Annotated in this window: 26 protein-coding genes; 25 read left to right on the top strand and 1 reads right to left on the bottom strand. The window is 38.7% G+C overall.

Annotated features, from left to right (window positions below):
* Positions 1-3: 3 nt before the first annotated feature.
* From NML69_RS09035 to gap, 20 genes are all read left to right on the top strand, one after another.
* Complete coding sequence (locus NML69_RS09035) at positions 4-396, top strand: TcpE family conjugal transfer membrane protein (RefSeq protein ID WP_254726470.1); 393 nt, start codon at positions 4-6, stop codon at positions 394-396.
* On the top strand, positions 380-2,887 hold the full coding sequence (locus NML69_RS09030) for an ATP-binding protein (protein ID WP_254726467.1): 2,508 nt from the start codon (positions 380-382) through the stop codon (positions 2,885-2,887). The genes NML69_RS09035 and NML69_RS09030 overlap by 17 nt, the downstream gene beginning before the upstream one ends.
* Positions 2,888-2,900: 13 nt before the next feature.
* Positions 2,901-5,045, top strand: a complete 2,145-nt coding sequence (locus tag NML69_RS09025; RefSeq protein WP_254726465.1) for a type IV secretion system protein — start codon at positions 2,901-2,903, stop codon at positions 5,043-5,045.
* Complete coding sequence (locus NML69_RS09020; RefSeq protein WP_254726462.1) at positions 5,046-6,146, top strand: phage tail tip lysozyme; 1,101 nt, start codon at positions 5,046-5,048, stop codon at positions 6,144-6,146. It begins immediately after the preceding gene.
* 18 nt (positions 6,147-6,164) lie between these two features.
* Positions 6,165-6,983: an LPXTG cell wall anchor domain-containing protein gene (locus NML69_RS09015; protein WP_254726459.1), complete on the top strand. Its 819-nt coding sequence runs from the start codon at positions 6,165-6,167 to the stop codon at positions 6,981-6,983.
* A 10-nt stretch (positions 6,984-6,993) separates the two neighbouring features.
* Positions 6,994-7,821 carry a hypothetical protein gene (locus NML69_RS09010; RefSeq protein ID WP_254726456.1) on the top strand — a complete coding sequence of 276 codons (828 nt, stop codon included), beginning with the start codon at positions 6,994-6,996 and terminating at the stop codon, positions 7,819-7,821.
* Positions 7,822-7,864: 43 nt separating this feature from the next.
* Complete coding sequence (locus tag NML69_RS09005; protein ID WP_254726453.1) at positions 7,865-8,182, top strand: hypothetical protein; 318 nt, start codon at positions 7,865-7,867, stop codon at positions 8,180-8,182.
* A gap of 59 nt (positions 8,183-8,241) precedes the next feature.
* Positions 8,242-8,832, top strand: coding sequence for a hypothetical protein (locus NML69_RS09000; protein ID WP_254726450.1), 591 nt, complete (start codon positions 8,242-8,244; stop codon positions 8,830-8,832).
* A 158-nt stretch (positions 8,833-8,990) separates the two neighbouring features.
* Positions 8,991-9,218, top strand: coding sequence for a hypothetical protein (locus NML69_RS08995; RefSeq protein ID WP_000413840.1), 228 nt, complete (start codon positions 8,991-8,993; stop codon positions 9,216-9,218).
* A 64-nt stretch (positions 9,219-9,282) separates the two neighbouring features.
* The gene (locus NML69_RS08990) at positions 9,283-10,416 is read left to right on the top strand and encodes a site-specific integrase (RefSeq protein WP_254726448.1); all 1,134 of its coding nucleotides are present in this window, start codon (positions 9,283-9,285) and stop codon (positions 10,414-10,416) included.
* Positions 10,417-10,586: 170 nt separating this feature from the next.
* Positions 10,587-10,958 (top strand): ribonuclease P protein component, encoded by a 372-nt coding sequence (gene rnpA, locus NML69_RS08985; protein WP_000748120.1) that lies wholly within the window; start codon positions 10,587-10,589, stop codon positions 10,956-10,958.
* Positions 10,933-11,760, top strand: a complete 828-nt coding sequence (locus NML69_RS08980) for a membrane protein insertase YidC (protein WP_000728097.1) — start codon at positions 10,933-10,935, stop codon at positions 11,758-11,760. The genes rnpA and NML69_RS08980 overlap by 26 nt, the downstream gene beginning before the upstream one ends.
* A gap of 14 nt (positions 11,761-11,774) precedes the next feature.
* Positions 11,775-12,761, top strand: a complete 987-nt coding sequence (jag, locus tag NML69_RS08975) for an RNA-binding cell elongation regulator Jag/EloR (RefSeq protein ID WP_000242589.1) — start codon at positions 11,775-11,777, stop codon at positions 12,759-12,761.
* Positions 12,762-12,816: 55 nt separating this feature from the next.
* Complete coding sequence (locus NML69_RS08970) at positions 12,817-13,440, top strand: ribonuclease P (RefSeq protein WP_254726445.1); 624 nt, start codon at positions 12,817-12,819, stop codon at positions 13,438-13,440.
* A gap of 117 nt (positions 13,441-13,557) precedes the next feature.
* On the top strand, positions 13,558-15,534 hold the full coding sequence (gene tkt / locus NML69_RS08965) for a transketolase (protein WP_254726442.1): 1,977 nt from the start codon (positions 13,558-13,560) through the stop codon (positions 15,532-15,534).
* 117 nt (positions 15,535-15,651) lie between these two features.
* Positions 15,652-15,972, top strand: a complete 321-nt coding sequence (gene yajC / locus NML69_RS08960) for a preprotein translocase subunit YajC (RefSeq protein WP_070657906.1) — start codon at positions 15,652-15,654, stop codon at positions 15,970-15,972.
* A gap of 47 nt (positions 15,973-16,019) precedes the next feature.
* The gene (locus NML69_RS08955) at positions 16,020-16,463 is read left to right on the top strand and encodes a low molecular weight protein-tyrosine-phosphatase (RefSeq protein WP_254726440.1); all 444 of its coding nucleotides are present in this window, start codon (positions 16,020-16,022) and stop codon (positions 16,461-16,463) included.
* Positions 16,450-16,863 (top strand): MORN repeat-containing protein, encoded by a 414-nt coding sequence (locus tag NML69_RS08950; protein WP_000413194.1) that lies wholly within the window; start codon positions 16,450-16,452, stop codon positions 16,861-16,863. The genes NML69_RS08955 and NML69_RS08950 overlap by 14 nt, the downstream gene beginning before the upstream one ends.
* Before the next feature lie 295 nt (positions 16,864-17,158).
* Complete coding sequence (gene adhE, locus NML69_RS08945; protein ID WP_254726437.1) at positions 17,159-19,810, top strand: bifunctional acetaldehyde-CoA/alcohol dehydrogenase; 2,652 nt, start codon at positions 17,159-17,161, stop codon at positions 19,808-19,810.
* Positions 19,811-20,130: 320 nt separating this feature from the next.
* Positions 20,131-21,141 carry a type I glyceraldehyde-3-phosphate dehydrogenase gene (gap, locus tag NML69_RS08940; protein ID WP_000260673.1) on the top strand — a complete coding sequence of 337 codons (1,011 nt, stop codon included), beginning with the start codon at positions 20,131-20,133 and terminating at the stop codon, positions 21,139-21,141.
* Between the two features lie 72 nt (positions 21,142-21,213).
* Here gap and NML69_RS08935 read toward each other — a convergent pair whose 3' ends face one another.
* Positions 21,214-22,089 carry an RluA family pseudouridine synthase gene (locus tag NML69_RS08935; RefSeq protein WP_254726434.1) on the bottom strand — a complete coding sequence of 292 codons (876 nt, stop codon included), beginning with the start codon at positions 22,087-22,089 and terminating at the stop codon, positions 21,214-21,216.
* Positions 22,090-22,175: 86 nt separating this feature from the next.
* Between NML69_RS08935 and pbp2a the strand changes: the two genes are divergently transcribed.
* The 5 genes from pbp2a to NML69_RS08910 all read left to right on the top strand — a co-directional run bounded on the left by pbp2a (position 22,176) and on the right by NML69_RS08910 (position 25,950).
* On the top strand, positions 22,176-24,371 hold the full coding sequence (gene pbp2a, locus NML69_RS08930; protein ID WP_254726431.1) for a penicillin-binding protein PBP2A: 2,196 nt from the start codon (positions 22,176-22,178) through the stop codon (positions 24,369-24,371).
* Between the two features lie 52 nt (positions 24,372-24,423).
* Entirely contained in the window at positions 24,424-24,576 is a 153-nt protein-coding gene (gene rpmG / locus NML69_RS08925) for a 50S ribosomal protein L33 (protein WP_001809375.1), read from the top strand.
* A gap of 9 nt (positions 24,577-24,585) precedes the next feature.
* Positions 24,586-24,762 carry a preprotein translocase subunit SecE gene (gene secE, locus NML69_RS08920; protein ID WP_000505776.1) on the top strand — a complete coding sequence of 59 codons (177 nt, stop codon included), beginning with the start codon at positions 24,586-24,588 and terminating at the stop codon, positions 24,760-24,762.
* Positions 24,763-24,819: 57 nt separating this feature from the next.
* Positions 24,820-25,356: a transcription termination/antitermination protein NusG gene (gene nusG / locus NML69_RS08915; RefSeq protein WP_000376728.1), complete on the top strand. Its 537-nt coding sequence runs from the start codon at positions 24,820-24,822 to the stop codon at positions 25,354-25,356.
* Positions 25,357-25,476: 120 nt separating this feature from the next.
* Positions 25,477-25,950 carry a sigma-70 family RNA polymerase sigma factor gene (locus tag NML69_RS08910; protein ID WP_254726429.1) on the top strand — a complete coding sequence of 158 codons (474 nt, stop codon included), beginning with the start codon at positions 25,477-25,479 and terminating at the stop codon, positions 25,948-25,950.
* The last annotated feature ends 61 nt before the right edge of the window (positions 25,951-26,011 follow it).

Below are 26,011 nucleotides of genomic sequence, written 5' to 3'. Positions count from 1 at the left end.
CCTATGGAAAAAGAAGAGAAACAATTATTTTCATATAAGCGTGGTTTTGACCAGCCTATATTTGTAAAAGAGTTATCGGATAATTTTAGTTTGCCTTTTGCGGTTGAGATGTCGACTTTATTATATTTTATCTTTTTTACTCCGATTTTCTTTTTTCTTTTGATGTCAGTAGGTTTTATTGAGTGGGGATGGTGCTTAGTTGTTAGTTCTGTTTTAGGGTGGCAATTGGGAAAAATTCTGACTAATAATAAAATCGATGGTAAAACGATAGTGATTTATCTTCGTGATTACATTTTTTATTTTTGGCATTATGGGAGATACAGTAAAAAGTATTATATAAATAAAGGTAAACAATATGTAAAAATAGAAAGGATTTATCGTGGAAATTACGAGTAATTACTGGGACTTTGCGGACAGTTTGATATTACGTAAAAATGGTGGTGTTTTTGCAGTCTTTGAAGTTCCTAGTGAAGTTTTGGTTACGATAGACAAGAGGGGACGTGAGCGGTTTAAACAAACCGCTTTTTCAGCTTTTAGTCAAATATCGGTCTATGGTGACTTTGAATTGCATACGATTCCTATTCCAATAGATTTGTATGAGCGATTTGAACTCTTGCGTCAAGATATTGACCAGGATAGCGGTACAGCTTCTTTAGCAAACTTGATGATGGATAGTCTGCAAGAAAAGATTGAAGATGAGATAGAGTTCTTGTTTGAGTACAAGCATTATATCTCTGTTCCATTGAAGTCAAACAATATCAGTCCAGACCTAGTTTCGACTTTGAAAGACAGCGTTTCTTTCTACAAAAAAGAAACGTTGAAGTTGTTGGGGCTGGGTGAATTACCTCCTCTAAATTGGTATGAGGATTGGGAACTGAAAAAGAAGGTTTTAAAAAAAGCTTTGCATAAATTGAGGGTTCGTGAAGTTGAAAAAACGGAGCTGGAGTTTTTAGCCCGTTTACAATTCTTACGAGGTCAATTTTATGATAAGGAAACAGAAGTAAATGCAATTAAGAATTGTATTGATAATATCGATGATACAAATATTTATTTTGAGAATCATAAAGTGTTGCGTTTGGAGAATAAAGATGATGATAATTTGGTCGCTTGTTTCCCAATTGTGGACTATCCTCAAAATGTATCTTCGATTCATCTACAAGAAGAATTGCAGTTGCTAAATTTTCCTGTAGAAAGTATCTATAAAGTTGCGTTCTCGGCAGATAAAGGTGTATCGTCTTCTAACAAAAAAGCAAGAAATAAACGCAAAAATTTGGAGAATGTGGTTGCTGAGATCGAGGAAGATGGTGATGTTCAACGTTTAGAAGTGTTAAATGCTCATGAAACGTTAGTTGACTATCAAGAAAAGGTTGAAAGTAAAGAAAAAATGGTTGAATTTCTTCATTTCTTGGTTGTGACTGGCGATGATGAAGATGAGATTGAAGAAAGATATGATATTTTGAGTAAGCTTATAGCTAACTTGGGAGGTTCTCTTGCAAGAGGTTATGCTGATAGATTGTATCTTTTTTACAAAGGTCGCTTTACAGAATTGTTTGATAAAAAACGTGAAAGTTATGTGCAATATACTTCTTTGGAAGGTTTCTGTCAGAATATGTTTTTTGTCACGAAAGAGGTGGGAAATAAGGTTGGTTTTCCTATTGCTCGAATAGATAATGAAACTGCGAGTTGGGGCGGTGACTTTATGGCAGCCTTACAAGCAAGTAATCGTCTAGTTTTTTCAAATTTGCTTCAGGCGAATAAAATGGGGATTAAGGATAAGATTACTAATAATCCTCATGTTGCTATTACTGGAGAGACTGGAAATGGGAAATCGTTTCTTACAAAATTGTTATTTACATTGAATAGTTTCTTGAAAGTCAAGTCGGTTTATATTGATCCTAAAACTGAAGTGAGAAAACAGTATATGAAGATTTTGAAGGAGTATGAGGAACAAAATATTCATGAGGAAGTTCAGGAGTATATTAAATCTATTAACTTTGTAACGCTGAATGCGAAGGAAGATAGAAATATTGGAGTTCTGGATCCGTTCGCTTATATTGATGAAAAGACAATGTTGACAGAAATTGCTTCGGTTTTAGTCTCGACTGTTTTAGACAAAGAGGATTCTAAGCAATTGAAATCTTACTTGTTGGAAAATATTGATAAGGTCTGGGATAGAAAACAAAATGGAGAAACGGTTGGAATGTTACATCTGTTTAAGACTTTTGAGGAGGAGAAAGATAAAGATGTAGCAAGGATTGGTCGTTATTTGACAAAAATGGGGGAAAATACCTTGTTGAAATTGTGCTTCTCTGATGGCTCTAACAAGTCTTTGCAGTCGGACAATAAGATTACGGTCTTTGAAATCGCTGGCTTGGATATGCCTAAAACTTCTAATTATGATGATATGACAGATACTCAATTACGAAGTCTTGCGGTTATGTATGGTTTAACTTTCTTTTGTGCTGATTTTGGAGAAAGAGATAGAACACAAGAAACCTTGTTGTATGTGGATGAGGCGTGGCAGATATTATTGACCCCTAGTGGTCGTCAATTGCTGGCGAGAATCAAGCGTACAGGTCGTTCGTTTAATAATTTCTTGGTTTTGGTAACTCAGTCTGTAAAAGATGTTTCAACTGAAGATGATGGTACAGGATTTGGAACAGTCTTTGCTTTCTCAGAAGATAGTGAGACGTCTTCGATATTGGAACATCTTAAAATCAAAGAAGATGATTTGTCTAAAGCATGGGTTGAAAATCAGACGATGGGTCAATGTATCTTCTCGGACGTTTTTGGTCGAAGAGAAAGAATTACAGTGGATGGTACAATATATGATTCGATAACTCCATTGTTTGAAACTGTTACAACGAATCTGAAGTCTACAGGTTAGTAAAGGAGAAAAGATGAAGAAGAAACTAGCTCTGATTATTTTTTTACTCTCGATTCTCTTTCCTTTGCTGGCTTTTGCGGATATAGGAACAGTTTCGCTTCCGAATGGTACATTATCTGAAACTCCAGCTTTTGTAAAGGATAAATCTTCTTCGACAAGCTCATCTAGTTCTAGTGATGGCTTAACGCTCCCCAATAGCGGTAATACAGGTGCAAGTTCTAGTATTGTTAAGCCTAGTCCATCTGAAAATAAAGATCCTTTGGAAAAAATTACTGATGATACATTGAAAAGAAGTTCGGATGTTGTTGGTGCGAATGCTAATCAAGGTGTTGCTGATAGCGTTAAGGAAACTCAAAGAAAGCAAGAAGAAGAAAAGAAAAAGAAGGAAGAGGAAGAAAAAGCCAATACAAAATTAAGTTATGCCAATTTCAAGACAAAAATGAAACGCTTGACCAGCTATGTCTATTTTGACAAAGGTCTATTTGGTCTTGGTGAGGTTGGGAATTACTGGATAAATAAAGTCGTTCAAGCTATTTTCTGGTTCTCTAAGTTTTTGTTTGGAATAATCGTAAGTTTAGTATCTGCGGTTGAAAAAATGACGGATGTATCGCCTTTCTTGAATAAGGTTGTAGAAATGGCAAGCGCCGTTTTCTCTGTCTTGTTTGGTGCAACGACAAAATATATCGCAGGTGTTTTTATGGCTGTCTATATTCTGTCTGTGTGGGTTAAAGGCGGACAAGTTTTCAAAACGGCTTTGAAACTTGGCTTGGTCTTTGCGCTTGTTGGTGGCTTTTTCACTAAAATTTCAATCAATGGCAGTCCTGAGCGCTATCTTCCTATTCATCTATATAATGTCACGGATGAAATTACAAGAGAATTTCAGACGGAGATTGTGAAAAAGGTGGGGACTGTAGATACGTCGATGGCTGAAAGCTATTTTAACTCAACGATTATCCCTGCTTATAAAAACATGAACTCAAAAAAAGATAGTGAGGGAAATTATTATCTTTCGGAGGAAGATTTTCAAGAGTTGACCAATTATCAGGAAGGTAAAGGAAATTTCAAGTTATCAGATAAAGAAATCAAAACATTGACCAAAAAGAATGATAAAAACGAAACAGAAGATGTTAAAGGTCAAAATTTGGTTGATGAATGGTCTGATAAATTTACTTATGCTTTTACCTCAATTTTTGATGTTGTTGTGGTTGGTGTTGTGTATCTTGCAATGGGGCTAGGTCGAGTGGTGATTTTGCTTTCTTATGCCCTATTGTTGTTGATTTCACCATTTGCTTTAATTTTAAGTCTTTTCCCACAATTTAGTCATTATTTTGGTGGCATTTCTAAAAAAGGGATCTCCTTCTTGTTGATTTCGTCTGCTATTAGTCTGGCAAGCGTTATTGTTCCGATTATTTATGGAAATATGTCAAGTTTCATAGAATACTATGGGGGAGGACCTGGTCTTGTAGCAACGTTTTTGAAATGTATTGTGATTTACTGGTTATTTAGGAATAGAGACAACCTTTTATCCTTCCTGAATGGAAAGGGGAATCCTCTTTCTAGTTTGACAAGAGGGCGACTAGGACGTCTAGGGAATGGGATGAACTTGCAAAGGGCAAAAACATTTGCGACGAAGGTTGGAGATAGAGTTCCTAACCGAGTAAAATCCTTGGCAAGAATCACCAAAAACAATGCTCAAAGATGGGTTGGTGATAAGGCAAAACCGTTGAAAAACTGGAATGAAAATCGTTTGGAGAAAAGAAGCAATCTAGCTAAGATGGAAATTCCACAAAATGATGACTATATGGCTCGTAAGATAAAACGTGCGAAGAAAGTTGAATTGAGGAAGGCACATAGACGAGAAATGCTTGACCGAGCCAAGATGAAAGTTGAGTATTTTAAAAACTATGGAGAAAAGGATATAGATAAGAAAAGAGTAAATAAAGAAAATTACGAGACTTTAGAAAATAGAGTACGTGAAAGCATGTATAGAAAGCAGGAAATAAAAGGTCATACACCAAAGGCAAGAACATTTGAAAATGGTGTATGGAAAGAAACGGCTAATTTGCCATCTTTGAAACGTTTGGAACGCAAAGAAAGAATTCGCAAACTACAAAGGAAAAAAGGTAGACTTGGTTTACAAGAAAGGTTAGCTACGTAGATGAAAAAGACTAGACGAACCTTTGCCCTGCTTAGCTTTTTTCTACCGCTGCTTTCTTTTTTGTTTTTGATGCTTCTTCTTGGTGGACTGATTACGAGTTCTGCTGGTGGTTCGTCAGGTAGTACGACTGGAAAGAGAACACGTCTAACAGCGCAAGAAGTGGCTCAAAAAGCGAATATCTCTGTCGAACGTGCAGAAGATGTCATTAAAATTCTAAACTGGCAACTCTCAAAAGAAAAATTCACTTTAGAGGGTTCTAGTGGATCGCTTGCCAATGCAGAAAGAGAAAGTGACTTTGATCCTAAACTAACGAATCCATCAGGTGGAGTTGCTGGCTACTTTCAATGGTCAGGCTGGGATGGAAATACAATCAATGGTGATCGATGGGCGAATGCAAGCTCTCGAACGTTAGATAGTACAGTTCAACTAGAATTGATGTCCTATGAGTTGAATCATGGCTATAAAAAAGTAAAAGACTACATGCAAAAAGCAACTGATCCTTTTGAAAGTGCCAAGTATTGGTCTGAACACTATGAGGGGGTATCCTTATCAGACGGACAGACTAAGCTAGAAAAGCTGGAGAAGGACAGTAAGAAGTGGTATGAAGTCTTTAAGGGAACGATTGAATCGGATGGCTCGTCTAGTGGGAATGCGATAGCTGGTAGCTTAGATATTGCTCCTGGAGCTGTTGCGATGGAGATACCGAACGGATACTCCATTGATAAGGAAATCACTAAGGAAGGCTATATCACTGAATCCTATCCTTACGGCGAGTGTACGTGGTATGTGTTTAATCGTGCTAAAGAATTTGGAATACAGTTTGATCCATACATGGGTAATGGTCAGGATTGGGCGCATAAGTCAGGGTATGAAGTAACGAATACTCCTACAAAACATTCTGCTGTTAGCTTCCAAGGTAGGCAGGCAGGTGGTCACCCAACTTATGGTCATGTAGCTTTCGTCGAAGATGTGAAAGACGATGGGTCAATATTGATTTCTGAATGTAATTTTGTCAAAAGTGGACAAGGTACTGGAATCACAGATTATCGTGTATTTAGTGCTGAGGAAGCGAAGAATTTTTATTATGTGATTGGAAAATAGAAAATGAGGAAAAAAGAAATGAATAAGAAATTTGTAACTTTGTTGTCTGTAGCTATTTTGAGTTCGGCAACGACGACTTTTGCGGATACACTTTCGCTTGGTGGTGATAGTACAGTCACGAATGATACGACAAGTATTGTAGCAACTCCATCAGCAGAAACAAAACCGACGGAGGAAAAGCCGAAGGAAGATAAGTCATCAACGGTTGTGATTGGTGGTGAAAGTGAGAAGCCTATTGATGATAAAACAGGTGGTATTGTTGTAACACCTACGGAAAAAGAAAAGCCGACAGAAGCACCTGCAGAAACACCAGCGCCTAAAGTGAATGATAATTTGAATTTGGGTGGTGATTCTGAGAAACAGCAGGAGAAGGACAATAAAGGCATTGTGGCTGATTCACCTACTCCATCAGAACAGCCGAAAGAAGAAACACCAAAAGAAGATAAGAAGCCTACTGTAGAAGATACTCCTGAAATTAAGGAGCAGAAACAAAAGGCAGAAGAAATTGTTGGAGTAAAAGAACAAGATACTCCGCAGCCCTTGAATGTCACTAAAGAAGAAATCAAAGAGCAGCCTATTGAAACAAATACAGGTCATACAGTTGTATCTACGAATCAAGGAAAAGTAGTAGTAGAAACAGAAGAAGGTGATTATCAAGAAAAAGAACCTTATGAAATTGGGGCTGTGAAACAGCAAGACGGTACAATCGCTTTGAAAGACAAAGAGGGGCAGTTAAAAGTTCTTCCGAATACTGGAACAGCAAGTACAATCTTTGCGACAATTTGGGGATTTGTAGGTTTGGTTGCGACAATTTGGGGTAGACGTAAATTGAATTAAGGGAGATAGTATGAAAGAGTTTTTTAGAATTTTGAAAGAATCAGATAAGTTGGGATATAAACTATCTGCGATTTGTGGAGTAAATTGGCTGATTGGTCAGTTGTTTAAATGGCAACTTTTATTTTTTGAAATGATAGCGTGTGCTGTTCTGATTAAAAAAATATCAGCAATACTTGAAATTAGTTCAAATTATTTAGGATTCTTGATGGTTATTTTTGTCTTAGCTGTTCCTTTTTCAAAATTGCGTTTTGGAGTTGAGAAATTTATTTATTCATTTTTTGAAAGTATTGTGTTATTCTTTATTTTTTCAATCGCAATAGATTATCCATTTCAAGAGAATGAATCTTCATTATGGATTCTAATGGCTCTTTTTAGTATTGGTATTTATTATTTTATGAAGTGGTTTCAAGCAAACCTATTTCAACGATATTTATTTAAAAATGTTTTGAATAAGGAATATCTTGGTATTAAGAAGGCGACTGATCCTTTTCCTCCTGAAATCAATTTCTATGTAGATGAAGGTGAAAGTGATGCAAACCAGCGAATGGTTATGATTAATAAACGTGCAGTAAAAGAGTCTTATCAAGGGATTGTGGAATTAAGTTTTTTGAACGTTGAAAGATTTACAGGTCTTTCTCATTATAGAGAAGCGTGGAATGGTTTTGAAGCTCCTTTGAAAAAGAAATTTTCAGATGTAGATAAAGTGTATCATTTAGTATTTAGTGTATATCCTTTTGGAAAAGAAGTAGATTTTTATTTCAAATTAATTCGATTAGATTTAAGTCGAAGAAAGGCTTTTACAGTAAAAGGTGTTACTGTAAAAGTGGTAAATACTTAAGGCAGAGTAAAATCTGCCTTTTTTGTTTTTTAAGGAGTAGAAAATGGATCAAGTAGAATTGTTGAAAATGTATGCTGTAAGATTAGCTCAGAGATTGGGAGATAATCAAAAGTGTTTGGAATTTACAGCTAGTCGTGATACTGGTTATGGGATTGAAACTATGTTAGTTGAGGTTAGAAGGAATAATCAGTATGTTCGTGTTGTTTATCATTATGAGGGTTGTCATGCCAACCAAAAATTACCAAAAAGAAATTATGCTAGTGTTTCTGTATTGGTTGAGGAATGTTGTCCTTTTGATTTCACTAGAGGAGTAGCTTATACTTATTTTCCTGATATAGAGAGATTGTTAGAAAAATTATGAAATAGCTTAAAATATGATAAGATAGAAAGGAGAAAAAAATGATAGGAGACTATTCAATTATGGATTGGGTAACATTTGGTGGAATTGTAGCAACGATAGCTTCACTAGTTGGTATTGCTATTAAGTTAGCACGAGATAATAGTGGTCTTAAAGCTGAAATGAAGGCATTGTCAAAAGAGCGTGAAATGGAACATGCTAGTTTGTCTAGTGAGCATAAGGGCTTATCTAGTGAGCATAAGGGTTTATCTAGTGATCATAGAGGCTTGTCTAAAGAACATGATGCCTTGTCTAAGGAGCATGCTTCTATCAAAAAAGATACAGAATATATTTCTGATGAAATGAAATATGAAAAAATGGCTAGGGAAAATTTGTATAAAAACAGTACGAAGGCTAAAGAAATTTTGGAAACAATGGATTTTATGAAAGAAGTTGTATTACAAAATTCAAGGTTGACGGAAGAAGTTGGGAGATTGACAGTTGAGAATCAAGAACTATCTAAGTCTAAGCAAAATAATGAACTAGACAAAGTGTTACGTATTTTAGGAAGGATAGAAGGACAGTTAGCTTCTCTTGAAGGTTATCGTGGTACAGAAGAAGTACAAGTAGTTTTGAAACGTGTTGAAAGTGAATTGCTGGAATTGAATAACTAGCATAGAAAGAATGGCAAGTCAGGAATGGCTTGCTGTTTTTTTGTCGTTTATGGAGAAAAAATGAACATAAAGAAACCAGGATAGGTTATAAAATTCGTATTTTAGGTCAAAGTGTTCAAGCATGTATTCGAGATTTGTTCGGAAATAGGAGAATAAAAATGGAAAAATTATATAATAATTATCCTGATATTTGTGTGTCAAAGAAGGATTTAAAAGCAAATTATTTCCCTTCGATTAGTATTAAAACAATTGAAAGGAGATTAGATGAAAGTCAAAAGACGAAAGAATTTAAAGATATATCTTTTAGAACAGGACAAAAAGTATTGATTAATGTGAGAGGATTTTATCTATTCCTTCTGCATAGAGAGAGAGTTAGATATATTTAATTAGAAAAAATGATATACTATAGTTATTGACTAGAGATATACTCATTTTTAAAAGGAGTATAAAATGTTTTTTAGAGAATTGGAGAATGGAAAATATAGATATTATGAAAAATATTTTGATTTAGAAGAGAATAAGTGGAAACAAGTTTCTATAACTTTGACTTCTAAGACAAGGCAAGCTCAGAAACAGGCAAGAATCTTGCTGGATGAGAAAATAGAAAAAAAGAGGGAGAACATAGAAAAAGAGAAAACAGAAGTAAGGAAAATAACAGTTAAGGAAGCCTATGAAGAATATTTAAAAATTCGAAAATCTGAGCTGAAGAGGAGTACTTTTAAGTCTCAGAAATACACTATTATTGGTGAGATCAGGAAATTGGAAGATTATTTACTGATGAATGTGACAGGTCGAATAGTTCAGAATATATTGTTAGAATTGCCATGCTCTGCAGAACATAGGAAAAATAAGAAAGTTTTATTAAACTTGTTTTTTAAGTATTGCTTAAATGTTGGTTATATAAGTGAGAATCCTATTGATAATGTTGTTTTGCCAAAAAGGAAGAAGAATTTAAAAAAAGTCAGGAAGAAACAGAATAAGTATCTTACTAGAGCAGAAGTAGTTCAGTATCTTAATTTTTTAGAAAAAGAAGAAAAGAATCAACGAGTACGTTTGATTGTTGAATTTATGTATTTGACTGGATTACGTTTTGGAGAAGTTTTGGCTTTGACTCTTGAGGATATTGATTTTGGAAATAAAACACTAGAAGTTAAGCATACATTGCATACGAGCGGAAGTAAAGCAGAAATATTCCTAGATAGTCCAAAAAGTTTAGCTTCTTATAGAGTCATTGGTATTAGCGATAGAGTGTTAGAGATCATAGAGGAATATCTTTTCATTGAAAAAGAAGGGCGATTTATATTTACGAAAAATGGGAATCCTTTTATGATTTTTTCTTTTAATGATTTTTTGAAGAGAAGTTTTAAAAGAAGTGGAATTCAAAAAGAAGAGGATTTTGTATTGACTACTCATGTTTTTAGGCATTCACATATTAGTTTACTTGCAGAATTGGAAGTTCCAATCAAGGCGATTATGGAACGAGTAGGTCATACGAACGAGAAAATGACTTTGGGAGTTTATACTCATGTTACGGAGCAGATGAAGTTTAATATAACTGAAAAATTGGATAAATTGGACTTGTAAAAGCTAACCAAAAAGTAACCAAGAAATGTCTAAAAATGTCTAAAATAGTCCATAATCTTTGGAATAAGAATGTAGAAAAAGGCCTTTATGTCTATAATTGACGGTATTTGTCTAGCTTTTATTGAGGGAAATTGTTATAATAGTAGTAATTTAATAGATGGAGTTGAGTTTTGAAGAAAAGCTTTCGTGTAAAAAGAGAGAAAGATTTTAAGGCGATTTTCAAGGACGGAACAAGTTTTGCCAATCGAAAATTTGTTGTCTACCAATTGGAAAACCAGCAAAACCATTTTCGAGTAGGACTGTCCGTCAGCAAAAAGCTGGGGAATGCAGTTACCAGAAATCAAATTAAGAGACGAATCCGACACATTCTACAAAGTGTAAAAGGGAGTTTAGTAGAGCATGTTGATTTTGTCGTGATTGCCCGAAAAGGGGTGGAAACCTTGGAATATGCAGAGATGGAGAAAAATCTACTCCACGTATTAAAGTTATCAAAGATTTACCAGGAAGGAAATGGGAGTGAAAAAGAAACTACAGTTGACTAGTTTGTTGGGCTTGTCCTTGTTTATCATGACAGCCTGTGCAACAAATGGTACAGCTAGCGATATAACAGCAGACTCGACAGACTTTTGGAGCAAATTCGTCTATTTTTTTGCTGAAATTATCCGCTTTTTGTCCTTTGACATTAGTATCGGAGTGGGGATTATCCTCTTCACGATTTTGATCCGGACGATTTTATTGCCGGTCTTTCAGACACAGATGGTTGCCTCTAGAAAAATGCAAGAGGCTCAACCACGCATCAAGGCTTTGCGAGAGCAATATCCGGGTCGTGATATGGAAAGTAGAACCAAGCTAGACCAGGAGATGCGTAAGGTTTATAAAGAGTTAGGAATCAAGCATTCATCCTCTCTCTGGCCAATTTTAATACAAATGCCGGTTCTCTTGGCGCTCTTTCAAGCCTTGAGTCGAGTTGACTTTTTGAAAACAGGTCACTTTTTATGGATTAATTTGGGAGGAGTAGATACAAGTTTTGTCCTTCCGATTTTGGCGGCAGTCTTTACCTTCTTGAGTAGCTGGTTATCGAATAAAGCTTTGTCCGAAAAAAGTGGAGCTACGACAGGGATGATGTATGGTATGCCTGTATTGATCTTTGTTTTTGCCATTTCCGCCCCAAGTGGTGTAGCCTTGTACTGGGCTGTATCCAATGCTTACCAAGTTCTGCAAACCTATTTCTTGAACAATCCTTTCAAGATTATTGCTGAAAGAGAAGCAGTGGCGCAAGCAGAAAAAGATTTAGAAGGCAAGAAGAGAAGAGCTTTGAAAAAAGCACAGAAAAAGAAAAAATAAGGAGGAATCTGGTAATGGTATTATTTACAGGTTCAACGGTTGAAGAAGCAATCCAAAAAGGATTGAAAGAATTAGACATTCCAAGAATGAAGGCCCACATCAAGGTCGTTTCGAAAGAGAAAAAAGGATTCTTAGGCTTGTTTGGTAAGAAGCCAGCTCAAGTTGATATCGAAGCCATTAGTGAAACGACAGTAATCAAAGCCAACCAGCAGGCCATTAAAGGGGTTCCAAAAGAAGTTAATGAAAAAAATGAACCCGTGAAAACAGTAAGTGAAGCAACTGTTGATTTGGGGCATGTAGTGGAAGCCATCAAGAAGATTGAAGAAGAAGGTCAAGGTGTCTCTGAAGAGGTCAAGGCTGAAATCCTGAAAAATGAAAAGCACGCCAGCACGATTTTGGAAGAAACAGGCCATATTTCAATTTTAAATGAATTGGAACCAGAGGATACTACCGAGGAAGTGGAATCTGCTCCAGAAAAAGAAACTGAAACGCAGGAAGCAACAAGTCAATCTTTGGAAGATTTAGGCTTGAAAGTAGAACCAAGTTATGACATTGAACAAGTGGCAACTGAAGTAGCTAGCTACGTTCAAACCATTGTAGATGATATGGATGTTGAAGGGACGATTTCAAGCGACTACAATCGCCGCACCATCAATCTTCAAATTGACACCAATGAACCAGGTCGTATTATCGGCTACCACGGAAAAGTCTTGAAAGCTCTTCAACTGTTAGCGCAAAATTACCTTTACAATCGCTATTCGAGAACCTTCTATATCACGATCAATGTCAATGATTACGTTGAACACCGTGCAGAAGTCTTGCAAACCTACGCTCAAAAATTGGCGACTCGCGTTTTAGAAGAAGGTCGTAGCCAACAAACTGATCCAATGTCAAATAGCGAACGCAAGATTATCCATCGCATTATTTCGCGCATGGATGGCGTAACGAGTTATTCTGAAGGTGACGAGCCAAATCGCTATGTTGTCGTAGATGCAGAATGAGCAAAGCAAAATCAGGTTCATCCTGATTTTTTGCTAGGAAAGGAAAGATTCAGATATGCTGAAAGCAGTTAGAGAATACCTATCATTTGCAGGAGTCCAGTACCGTAATCCTGATAAAGCTGGCGATGAAAGAGAAAAGATGTTGGATTTGCGGCAAAAAGGTCAAGAGGCTCGGAAGTCTTTTACAGAATTGGCCAAAACCTTTCAAGCAAGTCATCCAGAATGGCAACTGCAACAGACTAGTCAGTGGATGAACCAAGCGCAACGCTTGCGGCCGCATTTCTGGGCCTATCTTCAGAGAGACGGACAAGTGACAGAACCTATGATGGCTCTTCGTTTGTATGGAACACCTGCTGACTTTGGGATTTCTTTGGAAGTCAGTTTCATCGAGCGTAAGAAAGACGAACAGACCTTAGACAAGCAAGCCAAGGTTTTAGAGCTTCCAGCGGTAGAAGGAATTTATTATCTAGTCTACTCAAATGGGGAGAGTCATAAGGTGGAGGCTACTGAGGAGAATCGTCGTACTTTACGCGAGAAGGTGAGAAGTCAGGAAGTCCGTAAAGTTTTGGTCAAGTCAGATGTTTCCCTCATTGAAAATCAGTCAGTAGAAGCGATATTGGAGAAGCTAGAAGACGCTTATACGCTATTGCTCCCGTACTATGAGGTGACGAGGGGATAGAAAATCAAATGTGTTAGATGAACGCAAATTGTTTTATTGCTATTCTATGCATTTTTTCATATAATAGTAAAATAGGATGTGTGATTCATTAATCACCTCAAAGAGAAAGGAAATTCTATGTCAAATCTATCTGTTAATGCAATTCGTTTTCTAGGTATTGACGCCATCAACAAAGCAAACTCAGGTCACCCAGGGGTGGTTATGGGGGCTGCTCCTATGGCCTATAGCCTCTTCACAAAACAACTTCGTATCAATCCAGCTCAACCAAACTGGATCAACCGCGATCGCTTTATTCTTTCAGCAGGACACGGTTCTATGCTTCTTTATGCCCTTCTTCACCTTTCTGGTTTTGAAGATGTTAGCATGGATGAAGTCAAGAACTTCCGCCAATGGGGTTCAAAAACACCAGGTCACCCAGAATTTGGTCATACAGCAGGAGTTGACGCGACTACTGGTCCTCTAGGACAAGGAATTTCTACTGCTACTGGTTTTGCCCAAGCAGAACGTTTCCTTGCAGCGAAGTATAACCGCGAAGGTTTCAATATCTTTGACCACTACACTTACGTTATCTGTGGAGACGGAGATTTGATGGAAGGTGTCTCAAGTGAGGCGGCTTCATATGCAGGCTTGCAAAAACTTGACAAGTTGGTGGTTCTTTATGATTCAAATGACATCAACTTGGATGGTGAGACAAAGGATTCCTTTACAGAAAGTGTTCGTGACCGTTACAATGCTTACGGTTGGCATACAGCCTTGGTTGAAGATGGAACAGACTTGGAAGCAATCCATGCTGCTATCGAAACAGCTAAAGCTTCAGGCAAGCCATCTTTGATTGAAGTGAAGACTGTTATTGGATATGGCTCTCCAAACAAACAAGGAACTAATGCGGTACACGGTGCTCCTCTTGGAGCAGATGAAACTGCAGCAACTCGCCAAGCGCTCGGTTGGGACTATGAACCATTTGAAATCCCAGAACAAGTTTATGCTGATTTCAAAGAAAATGTTGCAGACCGTGGCGCATCAGCTTATCAAGCTTGGACTAAATTAGTTGTTGACTATAAAGAGGCTCATCCAGAACTGGCTGCAGAAGTAGAAGCCATCATCGACGGACGTGATCCAGTTGAAGTGACTCCAGCAGACTTCCCAGCCTTAGAAAATGGCTTCTCTCAAGCAACTCGTAATTCAAGTCAAGATGCTTTGAACGTTGTCGCTGCCAAGTTGCCAACCTTCCTAGGTGGATCAGCTGACCTTGCTCACTCAAACATGACTTATATCAAAACGGATGGACTTCAAGACGACGCTAATCGCTTGAACCGCAACATTCAGTTTGGTGTTCGTGAATTTGCAATGGGAACGATCTTGAACGGGATGGCCCTTCACGGTGGACTTCGTGTATACGGTGGTACTTTCTTCGTCTTCTCTGACTATGTGAAAGCAGCTGTCCGCTTATCAGCCTTGCAAGGACTTCCTGTGACTTATGTCTTTACCCACGATTCTATTGCAGTTGGTGAAGATGGTCCAACTCACGAACCAGTTGAACACTTAGCAGGTCTCCGTGCTATGCCAAATCTGAATGTTTTCCGCCCAGCAGATGCGCGTGAAACTCAAGCGGCTTGGTACCTTGCAGTGACAAGCAAAAAAACACCAACTGCCCTTGTCTTGACACGTCAAAACTTGACTGTCGAAGAGGGAACAGACTTTGATAAAGTTGCGAAAGGTGCCTATGTTGTCTATGAAAATGCAGCAGACTTTGATACGATCTTGATTGCAACAGGTTCAGAGGTGAATTTGGCGGTCGCAGCTGCCAAAGAATTGGCTAGCCAAGGTGCAAAAGTCCGTGTAGTCAGCATGCCATCAACAGATGTCTTTGACGCACAAGATGCAGCTTACAAGGAAGAAATCCTTCCAAATGCAGTCCGTCGTCGTGTTGCGGTCGAAATGGGAGCAACTCAAAACTGGTACAAGTATGTTGGTCTTGATGGTGCAGTTCTCGGTATTGATACCTTTGGAGCATCTGCCCCAGCACCAAAAGTATTGGCAGAGTACGGATTTACGGTAGAAAATCTTGTAAAAGTCGTTCAAAACTTGAAATAATCACAAAAATCAGAGTGAAAACTCTGATTTTTTATAACCATAAAAACAAGGCACAATCTTGTAAAAGTAGCTGAAATTTGATATAGTAGTCCTATGTAAAATACAAAGGAGAAAACAATGAATCCAAATATTACTTTTTTAATCATGCTTGTAGGTATGTTTGCCTTGATGTTCTTTATGCAACGTTCTCAAAAGAAACAAGCACAAAAGCGTATGGAAAGCTTGAACAAGCTTCAAAAAGGCTATGAAGTCATTACAATTGGTGGACTTTACGGAACAGTGGATGAAGTAGATACTGAGAAAGGTACAATCGTACTGGATGTAGATGGCGTTTATTTGACTTTTGAATTGGCTGCCATCAAGACCGTTTTGCCACTCAAAGAAGCTGTGACACCAGAAGGAACAGTTGTTGACGAAAGTGGAGCAATCGAAGAATAAAACGGGACCAGTCACTCCCGTTTTTCTATGAGACGAGAGGAAAAGGGATGAAAAAAATAGTATTTGTTTGCTTAGGAAATATCTGTCGTAGCCCCATGGCAGAGTTTGTGATGAAGTCCATGACGAGTGATTACCACGTCGAGAGTCGGGCAATGTCATCATGGGAACATGGCAATCCGATTCATAAGGGAACGCAAGGAATTTTCCAGCAATATCAGATCCCGTATGATAAAGACAAAATATCGCTTCAGATTGGCAGGGAAGACTTTGAATCGTTTGATTACATTATCGGTATGGATGCTTCAAACGTTTCAGATCTGCATCACATGTGCCCTCAGGAACTACAGTATAAGATTTACTCTTTTGCATCTGAAAGTGTCCCAGACCCTTGGTATACAGGAGATTTTGAGGAAACCTATGCTCGTATCACAAGTGGATGTCAACGCTGGCTAGATCGATTAGAAAATGAGAGTGACAATGGAAAAGCTTAAACAATTTTATGAGAAGTGTAGAGTTTACCTAACTCGTCCTAGGTTAGAGCTCGTTGCAGTAGTTGTAATGGTACTCTGTGCTCTTTCGGTATTTCTGCTAAATACGCCTAAAAAGGGTGTCCTGACACTTGATGGTGGAGCTCTTGTTTATGATGGCACCTTGGTACGAGGGAAAATGAATGGTCAAGGAACCCTGACCTTTGAAAATGGAGACCAATATACAGGTGATTTCAATAATGGAGCCTTTAATGGAAAAGGGACTTTCCAATCAAAAGATGGCTGGAAATACGAAGGTGATTTTGTAAACGGTCAGGCTGAAGGTCAAGGGAAGTTGACGACAGAGCAAGAAGTTGTTTATGAAGGGACCTTTAAACAAGGCGTTTTTCAGCAAAAACAGTAGTCTCCAAGTTAGGAGACTATTTTTTAAAACCAGAAAGAAAGCGCTTTCTATTTTTGAATTCGAGAAATAACTATCAACTAGAAAAACTTTGTGAAATAAAAAAATTTTTTCCATAATTTCACAATCGTCCAGACAAAACTCTATTATATAGCTATATTGAGAAAAAAATCACAATATCAGAAAAATTCTTTGTGAAATGCTTATGAAACTGTTTACAAAGCATAAAAAAAGAGTTATAATAAACTTGTGAAAAAATTAACAAAGGATAACATCCTTAAAGGCTATGGAGGATAATATGGCTGATAAAAAAACAGTAACACCAGAGGAAAAGCAACTTGCTGCTGAGAAGCATGTCGACGGTCTCGTGAAAAAAGCCTTGGTTGCGCTTGATGAAATGCGCAAGTTGAACCAAGAGCAAGTTGACTATATCGTGGCAAAAGCTTCGGTTGCAGCACTTGACGCACATGGTATCCTTGCACAACATGCAGTTGAAGAAACTGGTCGTGGAGTATTTGAAGACAAGGCAACAAAAAACCTATTTGCCTGTGAACACGTGGTGAACAATATGCGTGGAGTTAAAACAGTTGGAGTTATCGAAGATGATCCAATTACAGGTTTAACAAAGATTGCGGAGCCTGTAGGGGTAATCTGTGGTGTCACTCCGACAACAAACCCAACTTCAACAGCGATTTTCAAATCATTGATTGCTTTGAAGACACGCAACCCAATCGTTTTCGCTTTCCATCCATCAGCTCAAGAATCATCAGCTCACGCAGCACAAATCGTTCGCGATGCAGCGATTGCAGCTGGTGCTCCTGAAAACTGTGTTCAATGGATTACAAAGTCATCTATGGAAGCAACTGGAGCGCTAATGAACCACGAAGGTGTTGCAACTATTCTTGCAACTGGTGGGAATGCTATGGTTAAAGCTGCATACTCATGTGGAAAACCAGCTCTTGGGGTAGGTGCCGGAAACGTTCCTGCCTATGTAGAAAAATCTGCTGACCTTCGTCAAGCTGCTCATGACATCGTTATGTCTAAATCATTTGATAATGGGATGGTCTGTGCATCAGAACAAGCGGTTATCATTGATAAAGAAGTGTATGACGAATTTGTAGAAGAATTCAAATCATACCACACTTACTTTGTAAACAAGAAAGAAAAAGCACTTCTTGAAGAATTCTGTTTCGGTGTAAAAGCTAATAGCAAAAACTGTGCAGGTGCTAAACTAAATGCAAACATCGTTGGTAAACCAGCAGCATGGATTGCTGAACAAGCAGGATTTAGCGTTCCAGAAGGAACAAACATCTTGGCTGCAGAATGTGCAGAAGTAGGACCAAAAGAACCGTTGACTCGTGAAAAATTGTCACCAGTTATCGCTGTCCTAAAAGCTGAAGATACAGAAGATGGTCTTACAAAAGCTCGTCAAATGGTTGAGTTTAACGGACTTGGTCACTCAGCAGCCATCCATACAAAAGACGAAGCTCTTGCTAAACGCTTTGGTACAGAAATCAAAGCTATGCGTATTATCTGGAACTCTCCATCTACTTTCGGTGGCATCGGTGACGTATACAATGCCTTCATTCCATCATTGACACTTGGATGTGGTTCATATGGACACAACTCAGTCGGTGATAACGTAAGTGCGATCAACCTTCTAAACATCAAGAAAGTAGGGAAACGTAGAAATAATATGCAGTGGTTTAAAGTTCCTTCAAAAATTTACTTCGAACGCAATTCTATCCAATACCTTCAAACATGTGAAGATATTGAACGTGTTATGATTGTTACAGACAAATCTATCGAAAAACTTGGCTTTGTTCAACGTGTTATCGATCAATTGAACGCACGTAGCAACCGTGTAACTATTCAAGTCTTCTCAGATGTTGAACCAGATCCAGACATCACAACTGTAGAACGTGGTGCTGAAGTGATGAAAGCATTTGAACCAGATACAATTATCGCTCTTGGTGGTGGTTCTCCAATGGACGCGGCCAAAGTAATGTGGCTCTTCTACGAACAACCAGAAATCGACTTCCGTGACTTGATTCAAAAATTCATGGACATCCGTAAACGTGCCTTCCGCTTCCCATCACTTGGTAAGAAAGCGAAATACATCGGTATTCCAACAACTTCAGGTACAGGTTCAGAAGTAACACCATTTGCCGTTATCTCTGATAAGAAAAACAACCGCAAATACCCATTGGCTGACTACTCATTGACACCAACTATTGCCATTGTTGACCCTGCTTTGGTTGAATCAGTTCCAGACTTCATCGCTGCTGATACAGGTATGGACGTCTTGACTCACGCGACTGAAGCCTACACTTCAAACTTTGCTAACGACTACACAGACGGTATTGCGCTTCAAACAATCAAACTTGTCTTTGAATGGTTGGAAAAATCTGTTAAGACAGCTGACCCAGAAGCACGTGAAAAAATGCATAATGCGTCTACAATGGCTGGTATGGCCTTCGCCAATGCCTTCCTTGGTATGAGCCACTCAATGGCCCACAAGATCGGTGGTGTTCACCATACTGTTCACGGACGTACAAATGCAATCTTGCTTCCATACGTTATCCGTTACAACGGTACTCGCCCATCTAAGACAACTACATGGCCTAAGTACAACTACTGGAAAGCTGATGAGAAATTCCAAGACATCGCGAAAATGCTTGGCTTGCCTCACTCAACTCCAGAAGAAGCGGTTGAAGCGTATGCCAAAGCAGTTTACGAACTTGGTGTTGCAGTAGGTATCAAGATGAACTTCAAGGATCAAGGAATTGATGAAAAAGCTTGGAAAGATAGCTTGCATGAAATTGCCTTGCTTGCTTATGAAGACCAATGTTCACCTGCTAACCCTCGCTTGCCAATGGTAGCTGACATGGAAGAAATCATGGCAGATGCTTACTATGGTTATGCAGAACGTCCAGGACGTCGTAAATAATCGTTTATCAGCCTAGAGACAGGAGTTATCCTGTCTCTTTTTTGTAAACTCTGAAAGAGTTGAAATTGTAGTTTCACCTTGATAATGAAGAGAATATGCAGATATTATAAAAGATTCTAGAGATTTGCTTTGGAAATAAAAGAATGGATGAATAAAAAAGGGGGAGAAAAAGTAGAAAAGCAAGAGAGAAAATCGACGCCCATACTTGCAATTAAACTCAAATAGTTATATAATAGGTTTGTTGAAAGGTGATTTGTAGTGATTCAAGTTACTCTTTTCACAATAAAATTTTCATGATTTTCATAAGGAGGAAATCACTAATGGTAGTTAAAGTTGGTATTAACGGTTTCGGACGTATCGGTCGTCTTGCTTTCCGCCGTATCCAAAACGTAGAAGGTGTTGAAGTTACTCGCATCAACGACCTTACAGATCCAGTGATGCTTGCACACTTGTTGAAATACGATACAACTCAAGGTCGTTTCGACGGTACTGTAGAAGTTAAAGAAGGCGGATTTGAAGTTAACGGCAAATTCGTTAAAGTTTCTGCTGAACGTGATCCAGAACAAATCGACTGGGCTAACGACGGTGTAGAAATCGTTCTTGAAGCAACTGGTTTCTTTGCTACTAAAGCAGCTGCTGAAAAACACTTGCACGCTGGTGGTGCTAAGAAAGTTGTTATCACTGCTCCTGGTGGATCAGATGTTAAAACAGTTGTATTTAACACTAACCATGATATTCTTGATGGTACTGAAACAGTTATCTCAGGTGCTTCATGTACTACAAACTGTTTGGCTCCAATGGCTAAAGCTCTTCATGACAACTTCGGTATCGTTGAAGGTTTGATGACTACTATCCACGGTTACACTGGTGACCAAATGGTTCTTGATGGACCACACCGTAAAGGTGACCTTCGCCGTGCTCGTGCTGCTGCAGCTAACATCGTTCCTAACTCAACTGGTGCTGCTAAAGCAATCGGTTTGGTTATCCCTGAATTGAACGGTAAATTGGACGGAGCTGCTCAACGTGTTCCTGTTCCAACAGGTTCTGTAACTGAATTGGTAGCAGTTCTTGATAAGAACGTTACTGTTGATGAAGTAAACGCAGCTATGAAAGCAGCTTCTAACGAATCATACGGTTACACTGAAGATCCAATCGTATCTTCTGATATCGTAGGTATGTCATTCGGTTCATTGTTTGACGCAACTCAAACTAAAGTTCTTGACGTTGACGGTAAACAATTGGTTAAAGTTGTTTCATGGTATGACAACGAAATGTCTTACACTTCACAACTTGTTCGTACTCTTGAATACTTTGCAAAAATCGCTAAATAATTCTTGAGTCGATAAAAAAGCAAGGCTAGAAAGCCTTGCTTTTTTGTATAGATAAAAAAATAGATGATAATGTCATCCATTCTTTTTTAATTCTGTTTCGAAAGTATCCGAGAGGGCAGTGAAACTCAATTGTTCTAAGGTGAGTGGATGAGTAAAGGAAAGTCGAAAGGCATGAAGCATGAGCCTGCTTACTTTTGAACTAGAGTTATAGAGAGGATCGCCCAGAATAGGGTGGTTATGATGAGAGAGGTGAATACGGATTTGATGTGTTCGACCGGTCTTTAGTTTACAACGGACAAGGGTAGTCTGATTTGGGAATTGCTTTAATCTGCTTACATGTGTTTCAGCATATTGTCCATGTTTTGCATCAACTATTCTTTTTCTACGATCGTGTCGATCACGACCAATTTTATCTCGAAAGACAAGTTCTTTACTCTCTACTCGCCCTTCTATAAGTGCCCAGTACTCACGAGCGATTTCCTTTTTTTCCAACAAACGATTGAGGATGGGTAAGATAAAAGGATTTTTAGCAAAAAGCACTAAACCGCTTGTTTCCATATCCAGGCGATGAACGACATAGCAGGTTTGACCAACGTAGGCAGAGACATGGTTGAGAAGGGCAATTTCACCAGGTTGATTTCCGTGAGTTTTCATGCCTTCGGGCTTGTTGACGATAATGAGATGTTGGTCTTGGTAAATCTCTTGAACGAGGTCTGGATTGCCCCAAAGGATTTCTTTTTTGGGATAATCTTCCTCGTCAAAAGTCAACTGACAAATATCCCCTGGCTTGACCATCTCGTTCCAGTGAACTTGTTTGTGGTTCATTAAGATGTTCTTCTTTATTCTCAAAAAATGGCGGATTTTTCTAGGGATGAGGAGTTGTTCCTCTAGAAATTGTTTGACCGTCATTTGAGGCAAGGATTCGGGTAATGTAAATGTGAATTGCATACAGATATTGTAACAAAAAAAGCCCTATTTGGATAGGGAGTAGCTAAATTCTTGAGTTCCTATGGTGAAGATGATAAAATAAACGCATGAAATTAGATAAATTATTTGAGAAGTTTCTTTCTCTCTTTAAAAAAGAAACGAATGAATCAGCAGAGTCTGATTCGACTAGCATGCGTCGTTCACGGAGCGATAGAAAAAAATTAGGCCATGTAGGTCCGATTCGGAAATTTTGGCGTCGTTATCATCTGACAAAGATCATTATCATTTTAGGGTTAAGTGCAGGTTTGCTAGTAGGAACCTACCTATTTGCGATAGCCAAGTCTACCAATGTCAATGATTTGCAAAATGCCTTGAAAACGCGAACTCTGATTTTTGACCGAGAAGAAAAAGAGGCGGGAGCCCTATCCGGTCAAAAGGGAACCTATGTTGAACTGACGGATATCAGTAAAGATTTGCAAAATGCTGTCGTCGCGACAGAGGACCGTTCCTTTTATAAAAATGATGGAATTAACTACGGTCGTTTCTTTCTAGCCATCCTTACAGCAGGTCGTTATGGAGGGGGGTCTACCATCACTCAACAGTTGGCGAAAAATGCTTATCTTTCCCAGGACCAGACCGTTGAACGGAAGGCCAAGGAGTTTTTCCTTGCCTTAGAGCTGACCAAGAAATACAGCAAGGAGCAAATCCTTACTATGTACCTCAATAATGCCTACTTTGGAAATGGGGTATGGGGTGTTGAAGATGCAAGTAAGAAATATTTCGGTGTATCGGCTTCACAACTAACGCTTGATCAGGCGGCCACTCTAGCGGGGATGCTCAAGGGACCAGAATTGTATAATCCATTAAATTCTGTTGAGACTTCGACCAACCGTAGGGATACTGTTTTGCAAAATATGGTTGCAGCGGGCTATATTGATAAAAATCAAGAGACCGAAGCGGCTGGAGTAGATATGGCTTCTCAACTGCAAGATAAGTATGAAGGCAAAGTTTCGGATTATCGTTACCCGTCCTATTTTGATGCAGTTGTCAACGAAGCGGTTTCCAAGTACAATCTCACAGAAGAAGAGATTGTCAACAATGGCTATCGAATCTACACAGAGCTTGACCAAAACTACCAAGCAAACATGCAGGTTATTTACGAAAACACTTCGCTATTTCCAACAGCAGAAGACGGAACGCATGCCGAATCAGGTAGTGTCGCTCTAGAACCCAAGACTGGTGGAGTGCGTGGAGTTGTTGGTCGTGTAGCTGGTGATGACAAACCAGGCTTTCGCAATTTCAACTATGCCACTCAGTCTAAGCGTAGCCCAGGCTCAACCATTAAACCTTTAGTCGTTTATACACCCGCAGTAGAAGCAGGGTGGGCCTTGAACAAGCAACTGGATAATCATACGATGCAGTACAACAGTTATCAAGTAGACAACTATGCAGGTATTAAGACATCTCCAGAAGTACCTATGTATCAGGCTTTGGCGGAATCACTCAACCTACCGGCAGTTGCGACTGTAAATGAATTAGGTATTGACAAAGCTTTTGAGGCTGGGGAGAGATTTGGTCTGAATATGGAAAAAGTTGACCGAGTTCTTGGAGTTGCTCTTGGTGGAGGTGTGGAGACGAATCCTCTCCAGATGGCGCAAGCCTACGCAGCCTTTGCTAATGGAGGTTTGATGCCTGAAGCACATTTCATCACTCGTATTGAAAATGCCAGTGGTCAGGTCATCAAGAGTCATAAAAACTCCCAAAAACGAGTGATTGATAAGTCTGTAGCTGATAAAATGACCAGCATGATGTTGGGAACTTTTACAAATGGTACAGGAATTAGTTCGTCACCAGCGGATTACGTTATGGCTGGTAAAACAGGTACGACTGAAGCTGTTTTCAATCCAGAATATACTAGTGACCAGTGGGTGATTGGCTATACTCCAGATGTTGTAATTAGCCACTGGCTCGGCTTCCCAACAACAGATGAGAACCATTATCTAGCAGGTTCGACCTCCAATGGAGCAGCCCATGTCTTTAGAAGTATGGCTAATACCATTTTGCCTTACACTCCAGGTAGCACTTTTACAGTTGAGAATGCTTATAAACAAAATGGTATTGAACCAGAAAATACGAAAAAGCAGGTTGCTGAAAATGAGACAAACCAGTCTGAGGACCCGATAGGAGATATTCGTAGTCGTGCACAAAATCTTGTAGATGAAGCAGGCCGTGCGATTTCAGAAGCTAAAATAAAAGAAAAAGCCCAGACAATATGGGACTCAATCCTTAATCTATTTCGTTAAGAGGCTTGTCAAAGCCTAGGTTTCTTGTTATAATAGATAAGATGGAGGCGTTATGGCACTAAAAAAAGCAAGCCTAGCTTGTGCAGTTTGTGGTTCAAGGAATTACTCAATCAAAATTAGTGGGAACCCCAAGCCAACACGACTAGAAGTAAATAAATTTTGTAAACATTGTGGAAAATATACGACACATAGAGAAACGAGATAGGAGAGAACGATGGGTTTTATTAAGGATATTTTTAAACTTCTTAAAGAAACAACTTGGCCAACTCGCAAAGAAAGCTGGAGAGATTTTCGCTCTATTATGGAATACACAGCCTTCTTTGTGGTCATCATTTACATTTTTGACCAGTTGATTGTATCAGGTTTGATTCGATTTATTAACATTTTTTAGAAGAAAAGTGGAGAACTTCTGCTAGCTTTCTTCTATATATGTATGAAAGGAAATATCATGGATAGTTTTGACAAGGGATGGTTTGTTCTACAAACTTATTCTGGCTATGAAAATAAGGTAAAAGAAAATCTATTGCAACGTGCGCAAACATATAACATGTTGGATAATATTCTACGTGTTGAGATTCCAACACAAACCGTGCAAGTTGAGAAAAATGGAAAGAAAAAGGAAATTGAAGAGAATCGCTTTCCAGGTTATGTCCTTGTAGAAATGGTCATGACCGATGAAGCATGGTTCGTCGTTCGAAACACACCTAACGTAACAGGATTCGTCGGCTCACACGGGAACAGATCAAAACCAACTCCACTATTGGAACAAGAAATTCGTGATATTCTGGTTTCAATGGGACAAACTGTTCAAGAGTTCGATATTGACGTTGAAGTTGGCCAGACAGTCCGCATCATTGATGGCGCTTTTGCAGACTACACAGGTAAAATTACTGAAATTGATAACAACAAAGTGAAGATGATTATCTCTATGTTTGGTAATGATACGATTGCAGAAGTGAATCTCAACCAAATTGCAGAACTATAACCCCAGAGAGGCTTTGCCTCTCTTTTTATGTGCCGTTGAGGGAGGAAGAAGTATAGAATAGAGGAAGTAGACCCAGGACCTCGTGCATTTTGCTAAACTAAATGCAGAAAGGAGAGGTCTATGAATCTAAAAAACTTATATGAAGAAAGTAAGGGAATCGTCCATAAGTGTCGCAAAGATTATCATTTGCATCTGTGGGAGAAAGAGGACTGGGACCAGGAAGGCATGTTATGTCTGTATGAGCTGGTGAGTCGCAATCCAGAGTTATTAGAGGGGGAGCGCCATCAACTATATGTTTGCTTTAAAACAAAGTTTAGAAATCGCATCCTAGATTACATCCGTAAACAGGAAAGCCACAAGCGCCGTTTTGACAAAGAACCCTATGAAGAGGTGAGTGAGATTAGCCATCGTCTAGGAGAAAAAGGACTCAGACTGGACGATTATTATCTCTTTCACGAACTTCTAAAGAATTATAAATCAAAGCAGAGTATGGAAAAACAAGAGTTAATAGATCGTCTCATGGGAGGGGAAGTCTTTAGAGGACGTAAAGCTCTCCTGAGAGAACTTTCCCCTATCTTTTCAGAATTTCGGTAAAGAGGAAAAAAGTTCTTGACAAAGGCGGAAAAGTAGGTATAATAGAAAGAGTTGAAAAGCT

The sequence above is a fragment of the Streptococcus sp. CF8-6 genome (genome assembly GCF_024295845.1).
GTDB lineage: Bacteria > Bacillota > Bacilli > Lactobacillales > Streptococcaceae > Streptococcus > Streptococcus oralis_BO.
The sequence above is the reverse complement of the archived record's forward strand: the minus strand, read 5'-3'. Positions and strand labels throughout refer to the sequence as shown.